The organism is Agrobacterium sp. GD03872 (assembly GCF_029840625.1).
GTDB classification, from domain to species: Bacteria; Pseudomonadota; Alphaproteobacteria; order Rhizobiales; family Rhizobiaceae; genus Agrobacterium; species Agrobacterium fabrum_A.
The window spans coordinates 178,731-201,806 of record NZ_JAOCCY010000002.1 but is presented as its reverse complement, the minus strand read 5'-3'; the positions used below and the strand labels follow the sequence as shown (position 1 = coordinate 201,806).

22 protein-coding genes are annotated in these 23,076 nt (G+C 60.7%); 14 read left to right on the top strand and 8 right to left on the bottom strand.

Annotated features, from left to right (window positions below; translation table 11 throughout):
• The first annotated feature begins 20 nt into the window (after nucleotides 1–20).
• From N5D22_RS04900 to N5D22_RS04880, 5 genes are all read left to right on the top strand, one after another.
• The gene (locus N5D22_RS04900; protein WP_279654652.1) at nucleotides 21–932 is read left to right on the top strand and encodes an ABC transporter substrate-binding protein; all 912 of its coding nucleotides are present in this window, start codon (nucleotides 21–23) and stop codon (nucleotides 930–932) included.
• Between the two features lie 84 nt (nucleotides 933–1,016).
• The gene (locus tag N5D22_RS04895; protein ID WP_279654651.1) at nucleotides 1,017–2,183 is read left to right on the top strand and encodes an ABC transporter permease; all 1,167 of its coding nucleotides are present in this window, start codon (nucleotides 1,017–1,019) and stop codon (nucleotides 2,181–2,183) included.
• Complete coding sequence (locus N5D22_RS04890; RefSeq protein ID WP_279654650.1) at nucleotides 2,180–3,118, top strand: ABC transporter ATP-binding protein; 939 nt, start codon at nucleotides 2,180–2,182, stop codon at nucleotides 3,116–3,118. Before N5D22_RS04895 ends, N5D22_RS04890 begins: the two co-directional genes overlap by 4 nt.
• Entirely contained in the window at nucleotides 3,115–3,855 is a 741-nt protein-coding gene (locus N5D22_RS04885) for an ABC transporter permease (RefSeq protein WP_279654649.1), read from the top strand. Before N5D22_RS04890 ends, N5D22_RS04885 begins: the two co-directional genes overlap by 4 nt.
• A 108-nt stretch (nucleotides 3,856–3,963) precedes the next feature.
• Complete coding sequence (locus tag N5D22_RS04880; RefSeq protein ID WP_279655037.1) at nucleotides 3,964–4,452, top strand: gluconokinase; 489 nt, start codon at nucleotides 3,964–3,966, stop codon at nucleotides 4,450–4,452.
• Here the strand turns inward: N5D22_RS04880 and N5D22_RS04875 are convergent.
• The 7 genes from N5D22_RS04875 to N5D22_RS04845 all read right to left on the bottom strand — a co-directional run bounded on the left by N5D22_RS04875 (nucleotide 4,449) and on the right by N5D22_RS04845 (nucleotide 14,502).
• Entirely contained in the window at nucleotides 4,449–5,750 is a 1,302-nt protein-coding gene (locus tag N5D22_RS04875; protein ID WP_279654648.1) for an FAD-binding oxidoreductase, read from the bottom strand. The genes N5D22_RS04880 and N5D22_RS04875 overlap by 4 nt on opposite strands.
• 1 nt (nucleotide 5,751) lies before the next feature.
• Nucleotides 5,752–7,113: a glutamine synthetase family protein gene (locus tag N5D22_RS04870; RefSeq protein WP_279654647.1), complete on the bottom strand. Its 1,362-nt coding sequence runs from the start codon at nucleotides 7,111–7,113 to the stop codon at nucleotides 5,752–5,754.
• Between the two features lie 171 nt (nucleotides 7,114–7,284).
• Complete coding sequence (locus N5D22_RS04865) at nucleotides 7,285–8,532, bottom strand: FAD-binding oxidoreductase (protein ID WP_279654646.1); 1,248 nt, start codon at nucleotides 8,530–8,532, stop codon at nucleotides 7,285–7,287.
• A 100-nt stretch (nucleotides 8,533–8,632) separates the two neighbouring features.
• The gene (locus N5D22_RS04860) at nucleotides 8,633–10,273 is read right to left on the bottom strand and encodes an ABC transporter ATP-binding protein (RefSeq protein ID WP_279654645.1); all 1,641 of its coding nucleotides are present in this window, start codon (nucleotides 10,271–10,273) and stop codon (nucleotides 8,633–8,635) included.
• A gap of 5 nt (nucleotides 10,274–10,278) precedes the next feature.
• Nucleotides 10,279–11,424: an ABC transporter permease gene (locus N5D22_RS04855; protein ID WP_279654644.1), complete on the bottom strand. Its 1,146-nt coding sequence runs from the start codon at nucleotides 11,422–11,424 to the stop codon at nucleotides 10,279–10,281.
• Nucleotides 11,424–12,518 (bottom strand): microcin C ABC transporter permease YejB, encoded by a 1,095-nt coding sequence (locus N5D22_RS04850; RefSeq protein WP_279654643.1) that lies wholly within the window; start codon nucleotides 12,516–12,518, stop codon nucleotides 11,424–11,426. Before N5D22_RS04850 ends, N5D22_RS04855 begins: the two co-directional genes overlap by 1 nt.
• 139 nt (nucleotides 12,519–12,657) lie before the next feature.
• The gene (locus N5D22_RS04845) at nucleotides 12,658–14,502 is read right to left on the bottom strand and encodes an extracellular solute-binding protein (RefSeq protein ID WP_279654642.1); all 1,845 of its coding nucleotides are present in this window, start codon (nucleotides 14,500–14,502) and stop codon (nucleotides 12,658–12,660) included.
• Nucleotides 14,503–14,704: 202 nt separating this feature from the next.
• On the opposite strand from N5D22_RS04845, the gene mepA reads away from it, so the two are divergent.
• From mepA to dapB, 4 genes are all read left to right on the top strand, one after another.
• Nucleotides 14,705–15,760 (top strand): penicillin-insensitive murein endopeptidase, encoded by a 1,056-nt coding sequence (mepA, locus tag N5D22_RS04840; RefSeq protein ID WP_279654641.1) that lies wholly within the window; start codon nucleotides 14,705–14,707, stop codon nucleotides 15,758–15,760.
• 101 nt (nucleotides 15,761–15,861) lie between these two features.
• Nucleotides 15,862–16,245 carry a methylglyoxal synthase gene (locus N5D22_RS04835; RefSeq protein ID WP_279654640.1) on the top strand — a complete coding sequence of 128 codons (384 nt, stop codon included), beginning with the start codon at nucleotides 15,862–15,864 and terminating at the stop codon, nucleotides 16,243–16,245.
• A 23-nt stretch (nucleotides 16,246–16,268) separates the two neighbouring features.
• On the top strand, nucleotides 16,269–17,291 hold the full coding sequence (locus tag N5D22_RS04830; protein WP_279654639.1) for a glucokinase: 1,023 nt from the start codon (nucleotides 16,269–16,271) through the stop codon (nucleotides 17,289–17,291).
• Nucleotides 17,292–17,415: 124 nt separating this feature from the next.
• Nucleotides 17,416–18,243 carry a 4-hydroxy-tetrahydrodipicolinate reductase gene (gene dapB, locus N5D22_RS04825; RefSeq protein WP_279655036.1) on the top strand — a complete coding sequence of 276 codons (828 nt, stop codon included), beginning with the start codon at nucleotides 17,416–17,418 and terminating at the stop codon, nucleotides 18,241–18,243.
• Between the two features lie 21 nt (nucleotides 18,244–18,264).
• On the opposite strand, the gene phnF is transcribed toward dapB, so the two are convergent.
• Nucleotides 18,265–19,002: a phosphonate metabolism transcriptional regulator PhnF gene (gene phnF, locus N5D22_RS04820; RefSeq protein WP_279654638.1), complete on the bottom strand. Its 738-nt coding sequence runs from the start codon at nucleotides 19,000–19,002 to the stop codon at nucleotides 18,265–18,267.
• An 82-nt stretch (nucleotides 19,003–19,084) separates the two neighbouring features.
• Between phnF and phnG the strand changes: the two genes are divergently transcribed.
• The 5 genes from phnG to phnK all read left to right on the top strand — a co-directional run bounded on the left by phnG (nucleotide 19,085) and on the right by phnK (nucleotide 23,074).
• Nucleotides 19,085–19,546: a phosphonate C-P lyase system protein PhnG gene (gene phnG, locus N5D22_RS04815; RefSeq protein WP_279654637.1), complete on the top strand. Its 462-nt coding sequence runs from the start codon at nucleotides 19,085–19,087 to the stop codon at nucleotides 19,544–19,546.
• Entirely contained in the window at nucleotides 19,546–20,154 is a 609-nt protein-coding gene (phnH, locus tag N5D22_RS04810; RefSeq protein ID WP_279654636.1) for a phosphonate C-P lyase system protein PhnH, read from the top strand. The genes phnG and phnH overlap by 1 nt, the downstream gene beginning before the upstream one ends.
• Nucleotide 20,155: 1 nt before the next feature.
• Nucleotides 20,156–21,265 (top strand): carbon-phosphorus lyase complex subunit PhnI, encoded by a 1,110-nt coding sequence (locus N5D22_RS04805; RefSeq protein ID WP_279654635.1) that lies wholly within the window; start codon nucleotides 20,156–20,158, stop codon nucleotides 21,263–21,265.
• 133 nt (nucleotides 21,266–21,398) lie between these two features.
• Nucleotides 21,399–22,301, top strand: coding sequence for an alpha-D-ribose 1-methylphosphonate 5-phosphate C-P-lyase PhnJ (locus N5D22_RS04800; protein ID WP_279654634.1), 903 nt, complete (start codon nucleotides 21,399–21,401; stop codon nucleotides 22,299–22,301).
• The gene (gene phnK, locus N5D22_RS04795; RefSeq protein ID WP_279654633.1) at nucleotides 22,298–23,074 is read left to right on the top strand and encodes a phosphonate C-P lyase system protein PhnK; all 777 of its coding nucleotides are present in this window, start codon (nucleotides 22,298–22,300) and stop codon (nucleotides 23,072–23,074) included. Before N5D22_RS04800 ends, phnK begins: the two co-directional genes overlap by 4 nt.
• The last annotated feature ends 2 nt before the right edge of the window (nucleotides 23,075–23,076 follow it).

Genomic DNA, 23,076 nt, shown 5'->3' with positions numbered 1-23,076 from the left:
GACCCACCGGAGGAACATTCATGAAACGCTTGATGACGTTGACGGGCGCCGGACTTGCGCTTGCCCTTTCGGTTTCCATCGCCCAGGCGCAGGTCGTCGTGTCGTCGAAGATCGACACGGAGGGCGGCGTTCTCGGCAACATCATCCTCGCCGTTTTGAATCAGAATAAGATCGAGACGACGGATCGCATCCAGCTCGGCGCCACCCCGGTTGTCCGAAAGGCGATCGCCGCAGGCGAGATCGACATCTATCCGGAATATACCGGCAACGCCGCCTTCTTTTTCTCCAAGGCGGATGAGCCGCTGTGGAAGGATGCCGCCAAAGGTTATGAGGAGGCGAAAAAGCTCGATTACGACGCCAACAAGATCGTCTGGCTGACACCGTCGCCGGCCAATAACACCTGGGCGATTGCACTGCGCAAGGATGTCGCCGACAAGAACAATCTGAAGACACTGACCGATTTCGGCAAATATGTTGCCGATGGCGGCGAGGTCGTTCTTGCCGCCTCCTCCGAATTCGTGAATTCCGCTGCGGCCCTGCCGGCATTTCAGACGACCTATGGTTTCACCATGAAGCCCGATCAGCTGATCACGCTCTCCGGCGGCGATACCGCCGCCACGATCGCCGCCGCCGCCAACCAGACCAACAACGCCAATGCCGCCATGGTCTATGGCACGGACGGCGGCATTGCGCCTTCGGGTCTTGTGGTGCTGGAGGACGACAAACATGTGCAGCCGGCCTATCAGCCAGCGCCGATCATTCGCGAAGAGGTGCTGAAAAAGCACCCTGATATCGAGACGTTGCTGAAACCCGTGTTCGAAAAGCTCGATCTGGCAACGCTGCAGGATCTGAACGCCCGCGTGCAGGTGGGCGGCGAACAGGCCAAGACCGTGGCGCTCGACTTTCTTACCAAGAACGGTTTCGTCAAGTAACACTCGCGGTGCTGGCGCGGGCGGCGGGAACGGAAGCGTTCTCCTGGCCCCGCCCCAGCCCAAGGGGGTACAGGGGAGCTGGATTTGACGAAATGGCCTGACAAGGTGGGCGTACTGATTTCATGCCTGCTTCTTTATGCGCTTCTTGCATCGCCCTTCATGACATTCCGTGCAAACCGGATCGTTCAGGGTGAGACACGAACGGTTTTCGAAGCCCTTCCGGCTTCGGCCGGCGCCGTTCTCACAACCGTCATTCTTGTTGCGGCTTTCTTCGCCTTTTTCCGCTTTCCCGCGAGACTGAAGCTTGCAATTGCGCTGATCGGTCTTGCGACGCTGGCGGTTTTGGTGGGACAGGCAGCATCTTTCCTCACACCGGAGGGCAACGGTTTTGCCCGCATTTCCCCCGCCAGCGGTTTCTGGCTCATATTTGCCGGGCTGGCTCTGCTCATCACGGATTGTATTGCCCGCCTCCAGCCGAAGCCGGCCATTCGAATTTTACTCCTGCTGGTGGCGACGGCTGCGCTTGCGGCGGTGCTGACAAGCGGCCTCTGGAACGATCTCTCCATCATCAAGGAATATACCGGCCGGGCCGATATTTTCTGGACCGAGGCCCGGCGGCATGTGGAACTCGCCATCGGTTCGCTGATCGCGGCGACCATCATCGGCATTCCGCTCGGTATCCTTTGCTGCAAGGTCGAGCGGTTGCGCGCTGGCGTGCTGAACAGCCTCAACATCGTCCAGACCATTCCATCGATCGCCCTCTTCGGCCTTCTGATCGCGCCGCTCGGCTGGATCGCCGCCACCGTGCCGGGAGCGGCGAAGATCGGCATTGCCGGCATCGGCATGGCGCCCGCATTCGTGGCGCTGTTACTCTATTCGCTGCTGCCGGTGGTTTCCAATACGGTGGTGGGCCTTTCCGGCGTTTCGCAGGCGGTCCGGGAAGCGGCGCGCGGGCTTGGCATGACGCCGGTACAACGGCTCCTGCGGGTGGAATTTCCGCTGGCCATGCCGGTCGTCCTCACCGGCATCCGTATCGTGCTGGTGCAGAATATCGGATTGGCCACCATCGCGGCGCTGATCGGCGGCGGCGGCTTCGGCGTTTTTGTGTTTCAGGGCATCGGGCAGACGGCGATGGACCTCGTGCTTCTTGGCACCGTGCCGACCGTTCTTATGGGCTTCGCCGCCGCGATAACGCTCGACGCCTTCATAGACAGCAATCTCTTCAGCGCAGGCGGAAGGCAAAAGGCATGATCGAGATCGACACCATCACGAAACGATATGGCGATGCGGCCGTGGTGGATCAGGTATCGCTGACCGTTGCGCCGCGCACCGTCACCGTCATCGTCGGCACCTCGGGGTCGGGAAAAACCACCCTGCTGCGCATGATCAACCGGCTGGTGGAGCCGACGTCCGGCGCGATCCGGATCGACGGTGAAGATGTCAGCGCCATACCTGGTTTCAAGCTGCGCCGCCAGATCGGCTATGCCATTCAGGGCCATGGCCTGTTTCCGCACCGAACGGTGGCGGAGAATATCGCCACCGTGCCGCAGCTGATCGGCTGGGACCGCAAACGCATCGCGGCGAAGATCGATGCGCTCATGCATCTCTTCCAGCTCGATCCCGCGCTTTATGCCGACCGCTTCCCGCACGAGCTTTCCGGCGGCCAGCAGCAGCGTGTCGGTGTGGCCCGTGCGCTGGCTGCCGAACCAAACATTCTCCTGATGGACGAGCCTTTCGGTGCGCTGGATCCGGTGATCCGCGCCAAGGCCCAGAACGATCTCCTCGATATCCAGAAGAAACTCGGCGTCACCATCGTTCTCGTCACCCATGACATGGATGAGGCCTTCCGTCTGGCGCATCGTATCGCGGTGATGGATAAGGGTCGTATCGTGCAGGACTGCCCGCCGGCCGAACTGGTATTGAAACCCGCGACGGATTTCGTGCGCACCATGATCGGCGAAAACGAACGCGCGCTGAAACTGCTCTCGGTTCTCTCCGTTGCGGACGCCATGGAGCCGGGAACTGCCGAAGGCGAGCCGCTCAACGAAAATACCAGCCAGCGCGATGCCCTGTCGGCCATGTTATGGGCGGGTTGCGATGTTTTGCCGGTTCTGAAAGACGATGGCCAGCCGGCGGGCCGGGTGCGGCGTGATGTTCTCCTCCAGCGTGCCGCCGGAGCTTCATGAAAAACGCCTTATCCCTCCTTATTCTCGGTTTCCTGACGCTGGCGCTGATCGTCTTCCTTGCCGCACCGCAAATCTTCGCGCCGATATTCCGCCCTCTCGTGCAGGTCAATGCGCCGGCGATCTACACGCAGGCCGATCTGTTGTCCCTGACCCTGTCACACCTGACCACGGTTGCGATTGCGACCGGGCTTGCCACATTGGTGGCGGGCGGGCTTGCCATTCTCGTCACCCGGCCTTTCGGTGCGGATTTCCTGCCGCTGTCGCGCAGCATCGTCAATATCGGTCAGACCTTTCCGCCGGTGGCGGTGCTGGCGCTTGCCGTGCCGATGATCGGTTTTGGCGAGAAACCCACCCTTATCGCCCTGTTTCTCTATGCCCTGCTGCCGGTGTTCGAAAACACGCTGACGGGGCTTACCACCCTGCCCGCAACGGTGATGGATGCCGCCAGGGGCAGCGGCATGACGGGATGGCAGAGCCTCGTCAAAGTGGAATTGCCGCTTGCCCTGCCGGCCATTCTCGCCGGCATCCGGCTTTCGGCGGTCATCAGCCTTTCCACCGCAACGATCGGTTCGACGGTCGCGGCGCGCACCCTCGGCGAAGTGATCATTGCCGGCCTGCAATCCAACAATCTCGCCTTCATTCTGCAGGGCGGATTGATCGTCGCGGCACTGGCGATCCTGATCCACACCGGCTTTTCCGCGCTGGAAAAGGCCGCAAGCCGCAAAACCGGGAACTGAGGCCGGCAGGCCCCGCATTTTTATATTCCCGATACCTGCCGCCCATGTTAGGGGCAAACCGTCGAAACAGAAATATCAGAGGTTCGGGTGACACAGGCAATCGTCGTGATGGGAGTGAGCGGCTCTGGCAAGTCCACGGTCGCAGAGGAACTGGCAGCAGAACTGTCCGTTGCCTTCATAGAAGGCGACAGGCTTCACCCTAAAGCCAATGTCGATAAAATGTCCGAGGGCATTCCCCTGACCGATGAAGATCGCTGGCCATGGCTCGATCTGATTGGCATCGAACTGCGCAAGGGCAGCGAAAACAACGGTATCGTCGTTTCCTGCTCGGCGCTCAAGAAAATCTATCGCGATCGTCTTCGCGCCGCCACCGGCGGTCCGCTCGCCTTCGTTTATCTCGATGGCAGTCTGGAGCTTCTCAGCCGGCGCATGGGTGAGCGCAAGGGCCATTTCATGCCTCTCTCGCTGCTTCAGACCCAGCTTGCCACGCTGGAAGTGCCGACCGGCGAGCCGGGCGTCGTGACCGTCAGCATCGACGCCACGCCTGAAGAGATCACCGCAAACGCGCTTGCCGGCTTGAAAACGGTGACGTTCTAAAGACCAAGCCTGTCCCGCATGCCATACCACCAGGCGCCGAGCACGGTCAGCGGCACGCGGAACGTCTTGCCCCCCGGGAACGGATAGTTCGGCAGGGAACTCCAGATATCGAAACGTTCGGCATGGCCGGCAACGGCCTCGCCCAATATCTTGCCGAGCAGATGCGTGGTCGTGACGCCATGACCGCTGTCGCCGTGCGAAAAATAGATATTGTCCGACAGCTTGCCCATATGCGGGATGCGCGTCAGCGTCAGTGCGAAGTTGCCGCTCCAGGCGAAGTCGATCCTGGTCCTTTCCAGTTGCGGAAAGGTCTTCAGCATGTTCGGACGGATCACACCCGTCAGGTCGGCCGGATCGCTGCCGCCATAACCGATACCACCGCCATAAAGCAGACGGTTGTCTGAGGTCCGACGGTAATAATCGAGGATATAATTGGCATCCTCAACGCAATAATCGGCAGGCAGCAGAGCCTCGATCAGATCGACATCCAGCGGCTCCGTCGCCATGACCTGACTTGAGACCGGCATCATCCGGTCACCGATTTCCGGTAGCAGCTTGCCGAGATAGGCATTGCCGCAGACGAGAACATATTTCGCCTTCACGCTGCCTGTTGCCGTGCGCACAATGGGGTTTGCGCCCTGCTCCACCGCAATGACCCGCGAATTCTCAAAAATCCGCGCGCCGAGGCTTTCGGCCGCCGCCGCTTCCCCCTGCACCAGATTGAGCGGGTGGATGTGGCCGCCGAAACGGTCGATCATGCCGCCGGCATAACGGTCGGTCTTCACATATTGGCCAACATCCGCCCTAGAGACCATTTCGAGGCCGCCATGGCCGTGTTTTTCCCAGTGGGCTTTGTGAGCCTCCATCTCGCGGATCTGTTTCGGCGTAAAGGCGGCAAAAAAGCCACCGTCGACGAGATCGCAATCGATGGCGTATCTGGCGATGCGTTCGCGGATGATCGCACCGCCTTCCAGCGACATTTCACCAAGTTTCACCGCCTTTTCGTGTCCGTAACGGCCGGCAATGGTTTCGAGATCGCGGCTATAACCGTTGACGATCTGACCGCCATTGCGCCCCGAAGCGCCGAAACCGACCCGCACGCCTTCAAGAACGATGACGGAATAACCGCGTTCACTGAGTTCGAGGGCAGCGGAAATGCCGGTGAAGCCGCCGCCGATGATGCAGACATCAGCGTCCAGCGCACCTTCTAGCGTCGGCCGCACGGTTTTGACATTGGCGGAGGCCGCATACCATGACGACGTATGGCCGGGATTGGGAATGTTCGTTACCTCAGCCATTTCACACCGTCCTGATATAGGCGTCATATTCGACGTCGGTTACACGCAGGGAAAATTCGGAGAGTTCCTGCTGCTTGCAGGCGGAAAACAGCGTGCGGTACTTCTGGCCGAGCGTCGCATAGGCAAAGCTGGATCGCGTGAAGCGCTGCAAAGCGTAGTCCCAGTTGGTGGGCAGCGGCTCATGATTGATGGCATGGCTGTCACCTGCAATCGCGCCGCCCGGCTGGCGCTTCTCCTTCATGCCGGCAAGCGCGGCGCTTAGGATCATCGCGACAACGAGATAGGGATTGGTATCGGCGCCGGCGACCCGGTGTTCGATGCGGGTGGCGGCCTTGCTGGCAACGATGACGCGCACCGCCGCGGAACGGTTGTCGATGCCCCACGAGGCATAGGTCGGCGCATGTTCGCTGGGCGTCAGGCGACGATAGGAATTGGCATGGGGAGCGAAGATCGCCATGCTTTCCCCCATGTTCTCCAACAGGCCGCCGACCGAATGCAACAGCGCATCCGAGGGGCCGTTCTCCCCGGCGTAGATGTTCCTGCCGTCCCTATCGAGAACGGAAAAATGCACATGCATGCCGTTGCCTGCCTGCAACCCGTAAGGCTTGGCCATGAAAGTGGCATCGAGATCATGCCGGCGCGCCACACCCTTGACGATGCGCTTCAGGAAGACGGCAAAGTCGGCGGCCCGCAACGCGTCCGGCACGTGATTGAGGTTGATCTCATATTGCCCCGGCCCGTTTTCCCGCAGCGTCGTATCCGCAAGCACGCCCTGTGCGCGGCAGGCCGTGGCGATATCGTGGAAGACATCCTCGAAATCCTGCAATTCGGAAATCGACAGAACCTGCGTCTGGCCCGTATGCCAACGGCCCTCGCGGCTGTGCGGCGGACGGACGGGATCGAGCGCGGAACGGACGGGATCGATCAGGTAAAATTCGAGTTCGGTCGCCACGACGGGCGTGAGACCGGCTTTTTTATAGACGTTCAGAACCTGCGCCAGAACATGGCGCGGATCACCGTAGAAGCCGCTTCCATCCGGGTTTTTCATCGCCAGCAGAACCTGCGCCGTCGGACGGCCAAGCCATGTCACCCGCGACAGCGTGCCGGGAACGGGGAAGCAAAAACCGTCCGGGTCGCCCGTGCCTTCTGCAAGCCCCGCGGCGTGCACATCCCGGCCCCAGATATCGAGCGCGTAGACGGAGCGGGGGATCGCCATTCCCTTCTCAAGCACGTCGATTGCCCGTTCGCGCGGAATCCATTTGCCGCGCGGAACACCGTTCGCGTCTATGACGAAAGCTTCGAGAATTTCGATATCGGGGTTATCGGCGAAAAATTTCTTTGCGTTCTCAATATCATCCATCATGCACCAGCAAGCCGTTTCCATCTCGTTCCATGCGCAGCGAGTTTCGCTAACGAAAATCGTCCTGCTGCTGATAGATGAGAAACCGCGCCACCATGATGACGTTTGCCCCTTTTCCCCTGTGCATGGAACCATGTTACGTGGCCTGTCACAGGAAGGCCAGTGGATTCCGTTTCAGGGATTGAACCTTTCCGCGCGATAGGCGTCAATGGCGATGACCGGCGCTTCTCCCAACATGGTTTCCGCAAGCACGCGGCCAGTAATGGGTCCAAGCGTCAGACCGTGATGGGCATGCCCAAAGGCAAACCATAGTGTTTTATGACGCGGGGCCTTGCCGATGATCGGCATCATGTCCGGCGTGCAGGGTCGCGCGCCCATCCATGGTTCCGCGTCGAGCCGGCCACCAAGGGGGAAGACAGTGCGGGCCACCCGTTCCGCCCGCTCGATCTGCACGGGGGATTTCGGCGCATCGCGCTCGGCAAATTCCGCACCCGTCGTCAGGCGAATCCCCTTGCGCATCGGCGCCAGGAAATAACCGCGCTCGGCATCGATCAGCCAGTTGTTGAGCCTCGTTCCCTCCTGCGGCGCGTAATGCATGTGGTAACCGCGTTTCACGCCGAGCGGAAAGCGATAACCCAGCCTCTCCGTCACCGTATCCGCCCAGGGGCCCAGCGCCACGACGGCATGTTCCGCCTCGGCCGCACCGGTTTCGGTGCGCACCGTCCAGCCGCTTGTCGTCTGGCTGAGAGTGGAGGCGTCACCGCGGATAAAGGTTCCGCCGAGGCTTTCGAAAAGTTTGAGATAGGCCAGCGTCAGCGCATGCGGGTCGAGCACCGACCACGGGTCATTCCATTTCAGGCCGCCGACAAAATCCCGGCTGAGATGCGGTTCGGCCGCTGCCAGCTCTTCGGCATCGAGTCTGGTGTGGGAAATGCCGTGGTCCCGCGCCAGACGCTCGGCAAAGGCATAATCAGCGTCCCGCCTTGCGGCGGTCCTGTAGGCTTCCATCCAGCCATTTTTCACGATGAGATCGCCGGCCTTTGCTTCATCGATGAGGATGCTGTGTTCGGAGATCGAATGTTCGATGAGCGGCGCATAGGCGCGGGCGATCGCCGCGTGGCGCGTGGCTGCGGAATTATACCAGTAGCGGCCAAGAAAAGGCGCGATCTTCGGCAGGGCCGAGAGATGATAACGGGCATCGATGCTGTTGTTCAGGGAATAACGCAGCAGCAGCGCCAGATCCTGCGGGAAGGCGTAAGGCACGACGCCTTCTCTCTGGATCAGGCCGGCATTGCCGAAAGAGGTCTCCTCGCCCGGCCCGCGCCGGTCCACCAGCACCACCGACTTGCCCCTTCGGGCCAGTTGCAGGGCGGTGGAGACCCCGATGATCCCCGCCCCCAAAACGATCACATCCGCTGCCATGGCAATCAATCCGTTTCCGTGTCACGTGCCATGCAACATGGGTCGGCATTTTTCGCGAAGCAACAGAAAAATCATTGCTTTAATGGAAACGTGATGCGCCTTACTGGCTGACCGCTTTCGTTTCTACCGCCTCGATATGGAAGGCCGCCGCAAGAAGCGCTTTCGTATAGTCCTGCTGCGGGCTGGCGAAAACTTCCGCCGCCGGGCCGCTCTCCACCACCTTGCCGTGGCGCATGACGATCAGGTCATTGGCCAGCGCTTTTACCACCTTCAGGTCGTGGCTGATGAAGAGGTAGGCGAGCTCATGTTTTGCCTGGAGATCGCGCAGCAGATCGACCACCTGCGCCTGCACGCTCATGTCGAGTGCGGATGTCGGCTCGTCCAGCATGACAAAGCGCGGCTTCAGCACCATGGCGCGCGCAATCGCGATGCGCTGGCGCTGGCCGCCGGAAAATTCATGCGGGTAGCGCCAGCGGGTGGCCGGATCGAGCCCGACCTCCTCCAGCGCCGTGGCAACACGCGTATCGCGCTCGTCGGCCGATAACGACCGCTCATGCACCTTCAGGCCCTCGGCGACGATTTCGCCCACCGACATCCGCGGGCTGAGCGAACCATAGGGATCCTGGAACACCACCTGCAGCCGGTTCCTGAGCGGCTTCATCATCTCATAGGAATAGCTGTCGATTGACTGGCCGATAAAGCTGATGCGGCCCTGCGAGGCGATCAGCCGCGAGAGAGCTAGACCGAGCGTCGTCTTGCCGGAGCCGGATTCGCCCACCACGCCGACCGTCTGGCCGGCGCGCAGGGTAATATCGATGCCGTCAACCGCCTTCACATGGTCGACCACCCGGCGCATCAGCCCGGCCTTGATCGGAAACCAGACCTTGATGTCGTCGCCCTGCATGACGACCGGTTTGCCGGCATCGGAATGCGGCGGCTCGCCCTTCGGCTCCGCTGCCAGAAGATGACGCGTATAGGCGTGCTGCGGATCGGTGAACACCTGCTCCACCGTGCCGGTCTCGACGATCTTGCCCTTGGTCATGACGCAGACGCGGTCGGCAAATTTGCGGACGATGCCGAGATCGTGGGTGATGAACAGCATGGACATGCCGTGCTGTCTTTTCAGATCGCCGAGCAGCTCGAGAATCTGCGCCTGCACGGTTACGTCCAGCGCCGTGGTCGGCTCATCGGCGATCAGCAGTTTCGGCCGGTTGGCGAGCGCCATGGCGATCATCACACGCTGGCGCTGGCCGCCGGACAATTCATGCGGATAGGCCTTCAGCCGCTTTTCCGGTTCACGAATGCCGACCTGGCGCAAAAGCTCCAGCGTGCGCTCGCGCGCTGCAGCCCCGGTGATCGCCTGATGCAGTTCCAGGATCTCGCCGATCTGCCGCTCGATGGTGTGGAGCGGATTGAGTGAAGTCATCGGCTCCTGGAAGATCATGGTGATGTCGTTGCCGCGCACCGCGCGCAGCGCCCGCTCCGGCAGGGTCAGCATGTCCTTGCCATCGAACAGGATTTTTCCCGACGGGTGGCTGGCCGCCGGATAGGGCAGCAATTTGAGGATGGAATTCGCCGTCACCGACTTGCCCGAACCGGACTCGCCGACGAGGGCGACAACTTCGCCCGGCATCAGATCGAAGGACACATGATCAACGGCGACCGTGGTCGCACCACCCTGATGGAAGGCGACGGAGAGATCACGGACGGAGAGAAGCGGCTGGATAGTTGTTTCCGTCATGGCAATCACCGGAACGTCTTGCGTGGATCGAAGGCGTCGCGAACGGCCTCGCCGATGAAGATCAGGAGCGACAGCATGATGGACATGGTGAAGAAGGCGGTGAGGCCGAGCCAGGGCGCCTGAAGGTTGTTCTTGCCCTGCGCGATCATCTCACCCAGCGACGGCGATCCCGGCGGCATGCCGAAACCGAGAAAATCGAGCGAGGTGAGCGTCGTGATCGAACCCGAGAGGATGAAGGGCAGGAAGGTCAGTGTCGCCACCATGGCGTTGGGCAGAAGGTGGCGGAACATGATCGTCCAGTTACCCACGCCGAGCGCACGGGCGGCACGGACATATTCGAAGTTTCTGGCCCGCAGGAATTCCGCCCGCACGATGCCGACAAAGCCGACCCATGAAAAGAGCAGCATGATGCCGAGCAGCACGAAGAAGCCTGGCGGCAGGATGGCCGCGATGATGAGCAGGATGTAGAGCACTGGCATGGACGACCAGATTTCGATGAAACGCTGCAACAGCAGGTCGGTCCAGCCGCCGAAATAACCCTGGATGGCGCCGGCGGTCACGCCGACGAGGGCCGAGGCGATCGTCAGCGTCAGGCCGAAAAGCACGGAGATGCGGAAACCGTAGATCATCCGCGCCGTCACGTCGCGTGCCTGATTGTCGGTTCCGAGCCAGTTGAGATTGCCCATCGTACAGCCGGGGTCGGCATTACCCTGAGGATAGGCCGAGCACCGCTCCTTTTCATCCATCAGCCAGAAGGGCGCCGTGGGCGCCGAATGGGGAATATTGGAATTCACCGTCTGATAGGAATAGCGGATCGGCGGCCAGATCATCCAGCCATTGGCGTTGATCTCATCCTGGATGAAGGAGGATTTGTAATCGGTCTGGGCAAGGAAGCCGCCGAATTTTTCTTCCGGATAATCGACCATGACCGGCACCAGAAGCTCGCCCTTGTAGGAGGCGAGAACGGGTTTGTCATTGGCGATGAATTCCGCCATCAGGCTCAGGAAAAACAGGATCAGGAACAGCCAGAAGGACCAGTAACCGCGGCGGTTCGCCTTGAAGTTCTGCCAGCGGCGTTTTGTCGTCGGCGAGAACCATGGGCGTTTCGGTTTTGCCAGCATGTCGGTGTCAGCGGGTTGGGCGAGCGTCATCACACGTCCCTCCGCTCGAAATCGATGCGCGGATCGATCCACGTATAGATGAGATCGGAGAGAAGGCCGACGACGAGGCCCATCAGGGAGAAGATGAAGAGCGTGCCGAAGACGATCGGATAGTCACGGTTGACGACCGAGAGATAACCGAGGCGGCCGAGGCCATCCAGCGAGAAGATATTCTCGATCAGCAGCGAGCCGGTGAAGAAGGCCGAAATGAAGGCGCCTGGAAAACCGGCGATCACGATCAGCATCGCGTTGCGGAAGACATGGCCATACAAAACCTTGCGTTCAGTAAGGCCCTTGGCGCGGGCGGTGATGACATATTGCTTCTTGATCTCGTCGATGAAGGAGTTCTTGGTCAGCAGCGTCGTTGTCGCAAAGGCCGAAAGCGACAGCGCGATCAGCGGCAGGGTCAGGTGCCAGAAATAGTCGATGATCTTCTGCCACCAGTTCAGCTGGTCAAAATTATCCGACACCAGACCCCGCAGCGGAAACCAGTCGAAGAAGGAGCCGCCAGCGAAAAGCACGATGAGAAGGATACCGAACAGGAAGCTCGGCACGGCATAACCGATGATGATGATGCCCGATGTCCAGACATCGAAGGTCGAACCGTCGGAAACCGCCTTCTTGATGCCGAGCGGAATGGAGATGATGTAGGAAATGATCAGGATCCAGAAGCCGAGCGAGGCGGACACTGGCAGCTTGTCGATGATGAGATCGATGACGGAGGAATTGCGGAAGAAGCTGTCGCCGAAATCGAAGCGGATGTAATTCCACATCATTTCCAGAAAGCGGGTCAGCGGCGGCTTGTCGAAACCAAACTGTTTCTCAAGCTTGGCGATCAGTTCCGGATCGAGACCCTGTGCGCCGCGATATTTCGAGCCGCTTTCATCGAAACCGCCGGACTGGCCGAGAAGATCGCCACCGCCTGACAGCCGGTCGGAGGCGCTGTCACCCTGGCCGGTCAGCTGCGCCACAACCTGTTCCACCGGCCCGCCCGGTGCGAACTGGATGACAAGAAACGAAATGCCCATGATGCCGATGATGGTCGGGATCATCAGCGCCAGACGCCTGAGAATATAGGCGCCCATCAGCCTCTGCCCCCGGCCGTTGCGTCAGCGGTTTTCGTTTCAGTCAAACCCGGTCCTTTCGTGAAAGCGCCCTGCGCGCCCCAAGCGATTCGTCTCGCCCTATGTGAATCAAGCCTTAGCCGCGAAAGCAAGGCCGGCGTCAGTTTCCGGCCTGGCTGGACCACCAAGCGTCCGGAAAACCGACGCCATATTGCGGCAGATTTTCAGGGCGGATAAGCGTGTTCCAGTAGGCGATGAACATCTCGCCGCGGTAAAATTGCGGTATGACGTAGCTGTTTGCCAGAAGCACCCGGTCGAGCGCCCGCGCGGCGGCCACCTGTTCATCCCGGTTGGGCGCAAATATGACCTTTCTGACCAGAGCGTCGACGGCGGGGTTCTTGATGCCCGCGAGATTGTTGGAGCCCTGCCGGTCGGCCGCCGCCGAACCCCAGAAATCCGCCTGCTCGTTTCCGGGATTGGCCGATGTCGCCCAGAGCTTGACCGCAACGTCGAAATCGAAGCTGCGGGTGCGGTTGGTATATTGTGAGGCGTCGACGGTGCGGATCGTCGCATTGATGCCGATCTTCTTCAGATTCTGGACATAGGGCAGGATGGTTCTTTCCATACCCGATGAATCGATCAGAAACTCCATGTCGAGCTGCTGGCCGGTCGCCGCATTGACCATGCGGCGACCGCGCAGCTCATAACCGGCCTCCTTCATCAGCTTGACGGCCTCGCGCAGATTGTCCCGCTGCTTGGCGGGATCACCCGCGACGGGGTTGCGGTATTCTGTCGTGAAGACTTCCGGCGGGACCTGATCCTTCAGTTCCTGGAGAATTTCCAGTTCGCGGCCGGTCGGAAGGCCGGAGGAAGCCAGCTCGCTGCCCATGAAGAAGCTGTTGATGCGCTGGAACTGGCCGTAAGCCAGCGTGCGGTTCAACTCCTCGAAATCGAAAGCGTAGTTCAGCGCCTTGCGTAGTTTCGGGTTCTGGAACTTCTCGCGCCGCATATTCGGCACGAAGGCCTGCATGATGCCGACGGAGCGATAGATATTCGGCAGTTCCTCTTTCTTGACACGGCCTTCCTTCACGGCCGGAAAATCATAACCCGTGACCCAGCGGCTGGAGGAAGCTTCCTGGCGGAAATCGACGGTGCCGGATTTGAAGGCCTGGAATTCCACATCCTGATCGGCAAAGAAGGTGTAGCCGATGGTTTTGAAATTGTTCATCCCCACATTCACATTGACGTCCTTGCCCCAGTAGTCGTCGCGGCGTTCATAAGTGATGGACGAGCCGGGAGAGACGGCTGCGATCTTATAGGCGCCCGAGCCCATGACCGGCTCCAGCGTGCCGCGCGATATGTCACGCGGCTTGCCGTCCGGGCCGACACCTTCCCACCAGTGCCTGGGAACGATCAGCAACTGCCCGACGATCTGCGGCAATTCGCGATTGTTCTTTTCATCGAAGGTAAAGGTGATGTCCCTTTCGCCGCTCACCTCCGCCTTGGTGACGTGGGTGTAATAAGTCGCGAGTTGCGGGCTCAGATCCTTCGCTTTTTCGAAGCTGAAGACGACATCATCAGGCGTCACCGGCTTGCCGTCGGCCCACTTGGCCTCCGCGCGCAGCCGGAAGGTGGCTTTCGAAATATCGTCGGGATAGCTCACGCCCTCGGCCAGCAAACCATAGGAGGCCGACAGCTCCTCTTCCGTCGATTTCATCAGCGTATCGAAAACCAGCGAGAGGCCCGTTGCCGCCTCGCCCTTGGCAAGCAGCGGATTGAGCGTATCGAAAGTGCCTGATGTCGACAGGCGCAGCGTACCGCCCTTCGGCGCCCTGGTATTCACATAGTCGAAATGGTCGAAACCATCGGGATGTTTCAGTTCCCCGACCGTCGAAATCCCCTTTCGCCAGACATCCGCTGACTGGGCGGAAGCCGCCGGCGGTATCAGCAGGGCGGATGCCGCGAACGCGATGAGGAGACGGGATTTCAGTGGTGCCAATATCATCGGGGAATGTCCCTGTTTTCATACTTGTCGGAGAGAGCATAAAAGAAAGATTGGCAAAAAACAGATGCGCTGACTCACAAGCTCTTTATCGGCGTCTTTATCCCCGCTTTGCGAGATACCAGGCGAAACATGGTTTCAACAAAATCCCGTTCCAGTTTATCTTAAGGGGAAGAGAATCACCTGATCGAACGGGCGCGGCTATATGACGGCGGGATCATCAAGAGTTTTCAAGGCGGCCATGCTGGCGATCTCGGTCGCCTCGGCGCTGCAGCTGCAGATGGAGACCGCGTCGGCGGAAGACAGGCCCGCGAAAGAGGTATTCGGCCACATGGCCCTGCCCTCAGCCGCGGCCTCCCAGCCCATCGGTTCCTATGCCAAGGGCTGCCAGTCCGGCGCCATCGCCATGCCGACCGACGGTCCCGGCTGGCAGGCCATGCGCCTTTCGCGCAACCGGCGCTGGGGCCAGCCGCAGCTTATTTCCTTCCTCGAGCAATTTTCGCAGGATGCCCAGAAGATCGGCTGGCCGGGACTGCTGCTCGGCGACATTTCGCAGCCGCGCGGCGGTCCGATGCTGACCGGCCACGCCTCGCACCAGATCGGCCTTGATGTCGATGTGTGGTGGCGGCCCATGCCGACACCACGCCTGACCGTGGAGCAGCGCGAAACGGTGCCGTTCATCTCCATGCTGGACAAGAGCAAGTTCCTGACGGTCGATGACCGCAAATGGTCGCCGCTGAATGCCCGGCTGGTGATGATGGCGGCAAGTTACCCGCAGGTGGAGCGCGTCTTCGTCAATCCGGCCATCAAGCAGAAGCTTTGCCAGACATGGACCGGCGACCGCACCTTCATGGGCAAGATCAGGCCGATCTACGGGCACGACGAGCATTTTCACATCCGTCTCGAATGCCCGCCGGGGACGCCCAATTGCAAGCCGCAGGCTGCCGTGGGCAAGGGTGACGGCTGCGACAAGTCGCTCGCCTGGTGGTTCACCAAGGAACCGTGGGCGCCGCCGAAAAAGGACCCCAATGCCAAGCCGGTGAAACCGCGCCCGGTCATGGTCTCGGATTTGCCGGCCGCCTGCGCCGCCGTGGCCGCCGCTCCTTCCGCCAATCCCGAAGGAATTGCAGCCCAGGCCTATTCGTCTGCGCCCGCACAGGCCGTGCGTCAACAGAGCGTGGAGCAGGTCATTCAGAACGCGCCCACCCTGCAGCCGCCTTCGGATATTCCGCTTCCGACCCAGCGCCCGACATTGAACTGAAACAGAAATGAGGCATTCAACAGCTTCCCTTTTCAAATGGCGGCAAGCTGTTATAGAAGGCTTCAAATCGATTTAATTCTTTACGGGGACGGGCTGGAACCATGGAAGGGCAACGTTGTATCGCGCTCATCGCTCACGACGAGAAAAAGGACGATATGGCGGATTTCGCCCGTCATCACCAGAAGGTGCTTGCCGGTTTCAAAATCGTCGCCACCGGCACCACCGGCGGGCGCGTGCAGGAAGCCTGCCCGGGGCTCGATGTCATCCGCCTCAAGAGCGGCCCCCTCGGCGGCGACCAGCAGATTGGCGCGATGATCGCCACCGGCGAAGTGGACATGCTGATCTTCTTCACCGATCCGCTGACGGCCATGCCGCATGATGTGGACGTGAAGGCGCTGACCCGGCTTGCCACGGTCTATGACATTCCCATGGCGCTTAACCGCGCCACTGCAGAAAACCTCATCGACTTCCACGTCGCCAACTGACCCTCCCCAATATGGAACAGGCAATGCCGAAGACGTCCGATACCGAATATCTGTCCTTTCCGATCCTTCTTGGCGACATCGGCGGCACCAATGCCCGCTTTTCCATCCTGATCGATTCCTTTGCGGAACCGGTGCACCTCACCACCGTAAAGACGGCTGAATATGCGACAATCGACGACGCCATCCAGCAGGCGGTTCTGGACAAGACCTCGCTTCAGCCGGTCTCGACCATTCTTGCGATTGCCGGCCCGATCGAAGGTGACGAGATTCCGCTCACCAATTGCCATTGGGTCGTCAAACCGAACGGCATGCTGGCCAATCTCGGCCTGAAGGATGTCATCATCATCAACGACTTCGAGGCGCAGGCGCTGGCGATTGCAGCACTTGACGACGACAATCGCGAGTCCATCGGCTCCGGCCGCAAGGATGTGCTGGCGTCGCGCGTCGTTCTCGGGCCGGGCACGGGGCTTGGTGTCGCCGGGCTGGTTTACGCCCGCCATATGTGGTTCCCGGTGCCCGGTGAGGGCGGCCATATCGATATCGGCCCGAGAAGCGCACGTGATTATGCGGTTTTCCCGCATATCGAAACCATCGAAGGCCGCGTCGCCGGCGAACAGATCCTGTGCGGGCGCGGACTGGTCAATCTTTACCGGGCCGTCTGCAAGGCCGATGGTATCGAACCCGCCTTTTCCGATCCGGCCGACATTACCTCGCACGGGCTTTCGGGTGAGAATCCACAGGCTAAAGAAACTCTTTCGCTGTTCAGCACCTATCTCGGCCGCGTGGCCGGCGACCTCGCGCTGATCTTCATGGCCAAGGGCGGTGTCTATCTGGCCGGCGGCATCTCGCAGAAGATCATTCCGGCGCTGAAGGGCCCGGAATTCCGCGCCGCCTTCGAGGACAAGGCGCCGCATAGCGCCCTGATGCGGACCATTCCCACCTTCGTCGTCACCCATCCGCAGGCGGCGCTTTCCGGTCTTGCCACCTATTCGAGAACGCCATCCGATTTCGGCCTGTCGCTGGACGGACGGCGCTGGAGAGCCTGACCGGCTACCCTTCATATGTGATGCTTGCGAAGCGGGCGGGCGGTCTTTAACGTCACCATTGCAAACATCAAACGTCCGATACCGGCGGGTTTCGATCCGCCCGAGATGAAAAGTGAGTGACAGCATGGGCAGCAGCGGCATGAAACTGGTGGTGGTCGGCGCGGCGGGCCGCATGGGACAGGCGCTGATCCGCCTCATTCACCAGACTCCCGGCGTTCAGCTGCATGCCGCCGTCGCGCGCGAAGGCTCCGCCTTTATCGGCCGTGATGCCGGCGAGATCGCCGGTCTCGGCCCGATCGGCGTCGAGATCACCAGCGATCCGCTGCAGGCATTCCTGCATGCGGAAGGGGTCATCGATTTCACCTCGCCGGCAACCAGCGTCACCTTTGCCGGCCTCGCCGCGCAGGCCCGCATCGTGCACATCATTGGCACCACTGGCTGCTCGGCGGAAGACGAGGAAAAATTCAAGGCGGCGTCGCGCCATGCGCGTGTCGTCAAGTCGGGCAATATGAGCCTCGGCGTCAACCTGCTCAGCGTTTTGACGCAGCAGGCGGCGCAGGCGCTGGATGCGCAGAACTGGGATATCGAAATCCTGGAAATGCACCACAAGCACAAGGTCGATGCGCCCTCGGGAACCGCACTTCTGCTTGGCGAAGCAGCCGCTGCCGGCCGCAAGGTCGATCTCACCGCCTCCTCCGTTCGCGTGCGCGACGGGCATACGGGTGCCCGTGAGGCGGGCACCATCGGTTTTGCCACGTTGCGCGGCGGTTCGGTGATCGGTGAACACTCGGTGATCTTTGCCGGCGAGGGCGAGCGCGTCGAGCTGTCCCACTATGCCGGCGACCGCTCCATCTTCGCGCGCGGCGCAATCACGGCGGCCGTCTGGGCCTTCGACAAGAAGCCCGGCTTCTATTCCATGCTGGATGTACTGGGCCTGTCGCAGGCGGAATAAGCTTCCGCCGCGACTTTCACCCTAATTTTCAACCGTGAATTCCACCGTATCGGCCGAGAAGCGGCTGATGGCATATTGCACCGGTACGCCATCCATGTCGGCATTCAGCGCCTGGGTGACGAGCAGGATGGCTCCTGGCGACAATTCGAGATCGGCCAGATCCTGCGCATCCGCATGGCTGGCGGAGATGACGGTGGAAATACGCACGTAGTCCGCCACGCCCAGCATATTGAAGGCAGCGGTAATCGAGCCGCTCTTCTGATAGGCCTCCCCTATTCCGGCGAAACGTTCCGCCGGGAACCATGTGGTGGAGCGGGAAACCGGCCGGTTATCGGCCTTGCGCAGCGTTTCGAGGCGTATGAGCGGCGTGCCTGATGGCAATTGCAGCCGCGCCGCCAGATCGGCATTGGCGGGCTCGGTCGTGTGAGACAGAAGCAGCGCCTCCATTTCCTTCACCTGATCGGCAATACCCGCCGTGAACCGCGTGCGTCGCGAGATCGGAAAACTCAGCCGATCCTTGCGGGCGATCATCGTACCGCGCCCCTGCATCGGTTCGAGAATGCCTTCGCTGGCAAGCGCAGCAATCGCGCTTCTGACGGTATGGCGGTTGACGCCGAATTTTTCGGCGAGCGTCATTTCCGGCGGCAACATGCCGGTTTCATCGTGATCGCCCGCTGCAATCTCGCCTCTGATCCTGTCAGCAATCTGCCGCCAGAGCGCCACGCCGTTCTTTCTTTTCATTGCTGCCGAAGGGCTCATGTCACACGCTTGTCATTCACCAACGTTAAATGTACCTTATATTGTATAGTTGTCTATATCAATAGACATTAGAGGTCAAGCGATGATTCACGAAACTGCAGACTTAAATGCAGACAGAAAGCGGGTGGCGGCGCTTCTTGCCCGCGCCACCGTTCAGGAACTCGAAACCGTCTGGAACCGGCAGGATGAAAGCCCCCGGACGGAAAATGTACGCGGCCCGGAAACCGGCCTCGTCATGGTCAGGGGCCGCATCGGCGGCGGCGGCGCGCCCTTCAATCTGGGTGAGACGACCGTTACCCGGGCAACCGTCAAGCTTGCCTCCGGCACCGTCGGCCATGCGCATGTCCTTGGCACCGGCCGCAAGAAGGCCTGGTACGCCGCCATTTTCGATGCACTCTGGCAGGAAAGCCCGACACGGGATTTCATCGAGGCCGAACTTCTTTCGCCGGTCGAAAGGCGGCTCGCCGAGGAGAAGGACAGGAAGACAAGAGAGACCGCAGCAACACGGGTCGATTTCTTCACCATGGTTCGAGGAGAAGACTGATGAGCGTCAAGGCCGAAGCATTGACGGGCGGTTTTTCCGACGCCGTCTTCGATTCCCAACGAATTTTCAAGAAGCTTATGGACGGCATGGCCCGGCCGGGCACGCCGCAGACAATCGAAACCGCCGTTGCCCCGCCTTCACTGCTCGCCCCTGCCACCGGTGCGGTTCTGCTGGCGCTCTGTGACCACGATACACCGGTCTGGCTGAGCGGCGCCCTGCGGAAAACCACCGTCCCTGGCTGGATCGGATTTCATACCGGTGCAGCCGTGACGGAAGAAAAAAGTGCAGCACATTTCGCTGTCATCGAAGCGGGAAGCGCCATTGTCTCCTTCGGGCTCTTTGCCCAGGGAAGCCAGGAATATCCCGATCGCTCCACAACGCTCATCATCGAGTTGCCTGATCTGGATGGCGGGCGGGAATTGCTGCTCTCCGGCCCCGGCATCCGCCATGTCAACATCATCAGCCCCTCCGGCCTGCCGGACATATTCCCGATGCTTTGGGCGGAGAACAACGCCATCTTCCCGCGCGGCATCGACGTCATCCTGACATCAGCCGACAGATTTGTCTGCCTGCCGCGCACGACGCGCATCCAACCCGTGGAGGCATAAGATGTATGTTGCTGTCAAAGGCGGGGAAACCGCCATCGCCAACGCCCACCGGCTTCTGGCCGACAAGCGGCGTGGGAACCGCGACCTGCCCGCAATGACGGTGGCGCAGATCGTTTCGCAGCTTTCGCTCGCCGTCGACCGGGTGATGGCGGAAGCCTCGCTCTACGATCAGTCGCTTGCAGCCCTTGCCGTCAAGCAGGCGCGCGGCGACATGATCGAAGCCATCTTCCTGCTGCGCGCCTATCGCACCACGCTGCCGCGTTTCGGTTATTCGGTTCCGGTGGATACGGCTGACATGACGGTCCAGCGGCGCGTTTCCGCGACCTACAAGGATCTGCCCGGCGGGCAGTTGCTGGGACCGACCTTCGACTATACCCACCGGCTGCTCGATCCCTCGCTGCTCGAAGATGAGACCGTCGAACCCGCCAGCCAAAGGGAAGGCGAACCTGATTATGTCATGCGCGTTTCCGATATTCTGGCCCACGAAGGGTTGATCGAAAGCGATGGCGATATGCCCGATGACCATATTGCCGGCGACCTGACGCGGGAACCGATGGAATTTCCGATGCCGCGCGACCTGCGTCTGCAATCACTGGCGCGCGGTGATGAAGGCTTCCTCCTCGCGCTCGCCTATTCGACGCAGCGCGGTTATGGGCGCACGCATCCCTTTGTCGGTGAAATCCGCATTGGCGAAGTGGAAATCGAACTTGATGTGCCGGAACTCGGCTTTGCCGTGTCGCTCGGCGATATCCAGGTTACCGAATGCCAGATGGTCAACCAGTTCAAGGGTTCGGCCAAGGCGCCGCCGCAGTTCACCCGCGGTTACGGACTGGTCTTCGGCCAGAGCGAACGCAAGGCGATGGCCATGTCGCTGGTCGACCGGGCGCTGCGTGCGGGCGAATTCGGCGAGGATGTGGTTGCCCCGGCGCAGGACGAGGAATTCGTCATTTCACACGCCGACAATGTGCAGGCGACTGGCTTCGTCGAACATCTGAAACTGCCGCATTACGTGGATTTCCAGGCCGAACTCGGTCTGGTCAGGAAAATGCGCGCCGATTTCGAGGCGATCAATGCCGATGGTGCGGAATGGATGGGCGATGCGGCCGAATAGCTCAGCGGCCGTGCTGCTCGCCGAACCACAGGGCGCAAAAGACGGTCGATGCTGCAAAGACAGCAAAGAACACGGCTGCAAGAATTCCAATCTCCATGAGCTTGTACTCCTTTTTTCACAAGGCTAACGCGCAATGCTTAAAGAAGTTTCATTTGACGACGGGCTGGCTGCCTACAACTTCGCCTATCTGGACGAACAGACCAAGCGAATGATCCGCCGGGCGATCCTGAAGGCCATCGCCATTCCCGGTTATCAGGTTCCCTTCGCTTCCCGTGAAATGCCCATGCCCTATGGCTGGGGCACCGGCGGCGTGCAGCTGACTGCCTCCATCGTCGGCCCCGACGATGTGCTGAAGGTCATAGACCAGGGCGCCGACGACACCACCAATGCGGTTTCCATCCGCGCCTTTTTCCAGAAGGTCGCGAATGTTGCCGTGACGACCCGCACGAAGGATGCGACGATCATCCAGACGCGGCACCGCATTCCGGAAGAGGAACTGCATTCCGGACAGGTCCTCGTCTATCAGGTTCCCATTCCCGAGCCTTTGCGCTTCCTCGAACCGCGTGAGACGGAAACCCGCGTCATGCATGCGCTGGAAGAATATGGCCTGATGCACGTCAAGCTCTATGAGGACATCGCCCGTAACGGCCGTATCTCCACCACCTATGCCTATCCGGTGAAGGTGGCCGGGCGTTATGTCATGGACCCGTCGCCGACCCCGAAATTCGACAATCCGAAAATGCACATGTCGGATGCCCTGCAGCTTTTCGGCGCGGGGCGTGAAAAGCGTATTTATGCCGTGCCGCCCTATACCGATGTCGTCAGTCTCGATTTCGAGGACCACCCCTTTGAAATCCAGCGCTTCGACAAACCCTGCGCCCTGTGCGGCGCGGAGAATGTCTATCTGGACGAGGTGGTGCTTGATGATAAGGGCGGGCGGATGTTCGTCTGCTCCGATACCGACCATTGCGAGGACCGCCGCGCCCATGGCCACAAGGGCCACCTGCTGGCGGATGTGAAGGAGGCCGCAGAATGAGTGACGCACCGCTTCTGAAAGTCCGGGACGTTTCCAAATATTACGGCGACCGCGCCGGTTGCCGAAACGTCTCCTTCGAACTTTATCCGGGCGAGGTTCTGGCCATCGTCGGCGAATCCGGTTCCGGCAAGACCACGCTGCTCAACTGCATTTCCACCCGGTTGATGCCGACGGCGGGCAGCGTGGAATATCGCATGCGTGACGGTTCGGTGCGTGACCTCTACCATATGGGTGAAGCCGAAAGGCGTTTCCTGATGCGGACCGACTGGGGTTTCGTGCATCAGAACCCGGCGGACGGGCTGCGCATGGCGGTTTCGGCCGGCGCCAATGTCGGTGAGCGGCTGATGGCCGTCGGCAACCGGCATTACGGCAATATCCGGCAATCGGCCAGCGAATGGCTGGAGCGGGTGGAAATCGGCACCGACCGTATCGACGACCAGCCGCGCGCCTTTTCCGGCGGCATGCGCCAGCGCCTGCAGATTGCCCGCAACCTCGTGACGTCACCGCGTCTCGTCTTCATGGATGAACCGACCGGTGGCCTCGATGTCTCGGTGCAGGCGCGCCTGCTCGATCTCGTGCGCGGCCTCGTCACCGATCTCGGCCTTGCCGTCGTCGTCGTCACCCACGATCTGGCGGTGGCGCGACTGCTGTCCCACCGCATGATGGTGATGAAGGGCGGCGACGTTATCGAGCACGGCCTGACCGACCGGGTGCTGGACGATCCGCGCGAGCCCTACACGCAATTGCTTGTTTCCTCTATTCTGCAGGTTTGACG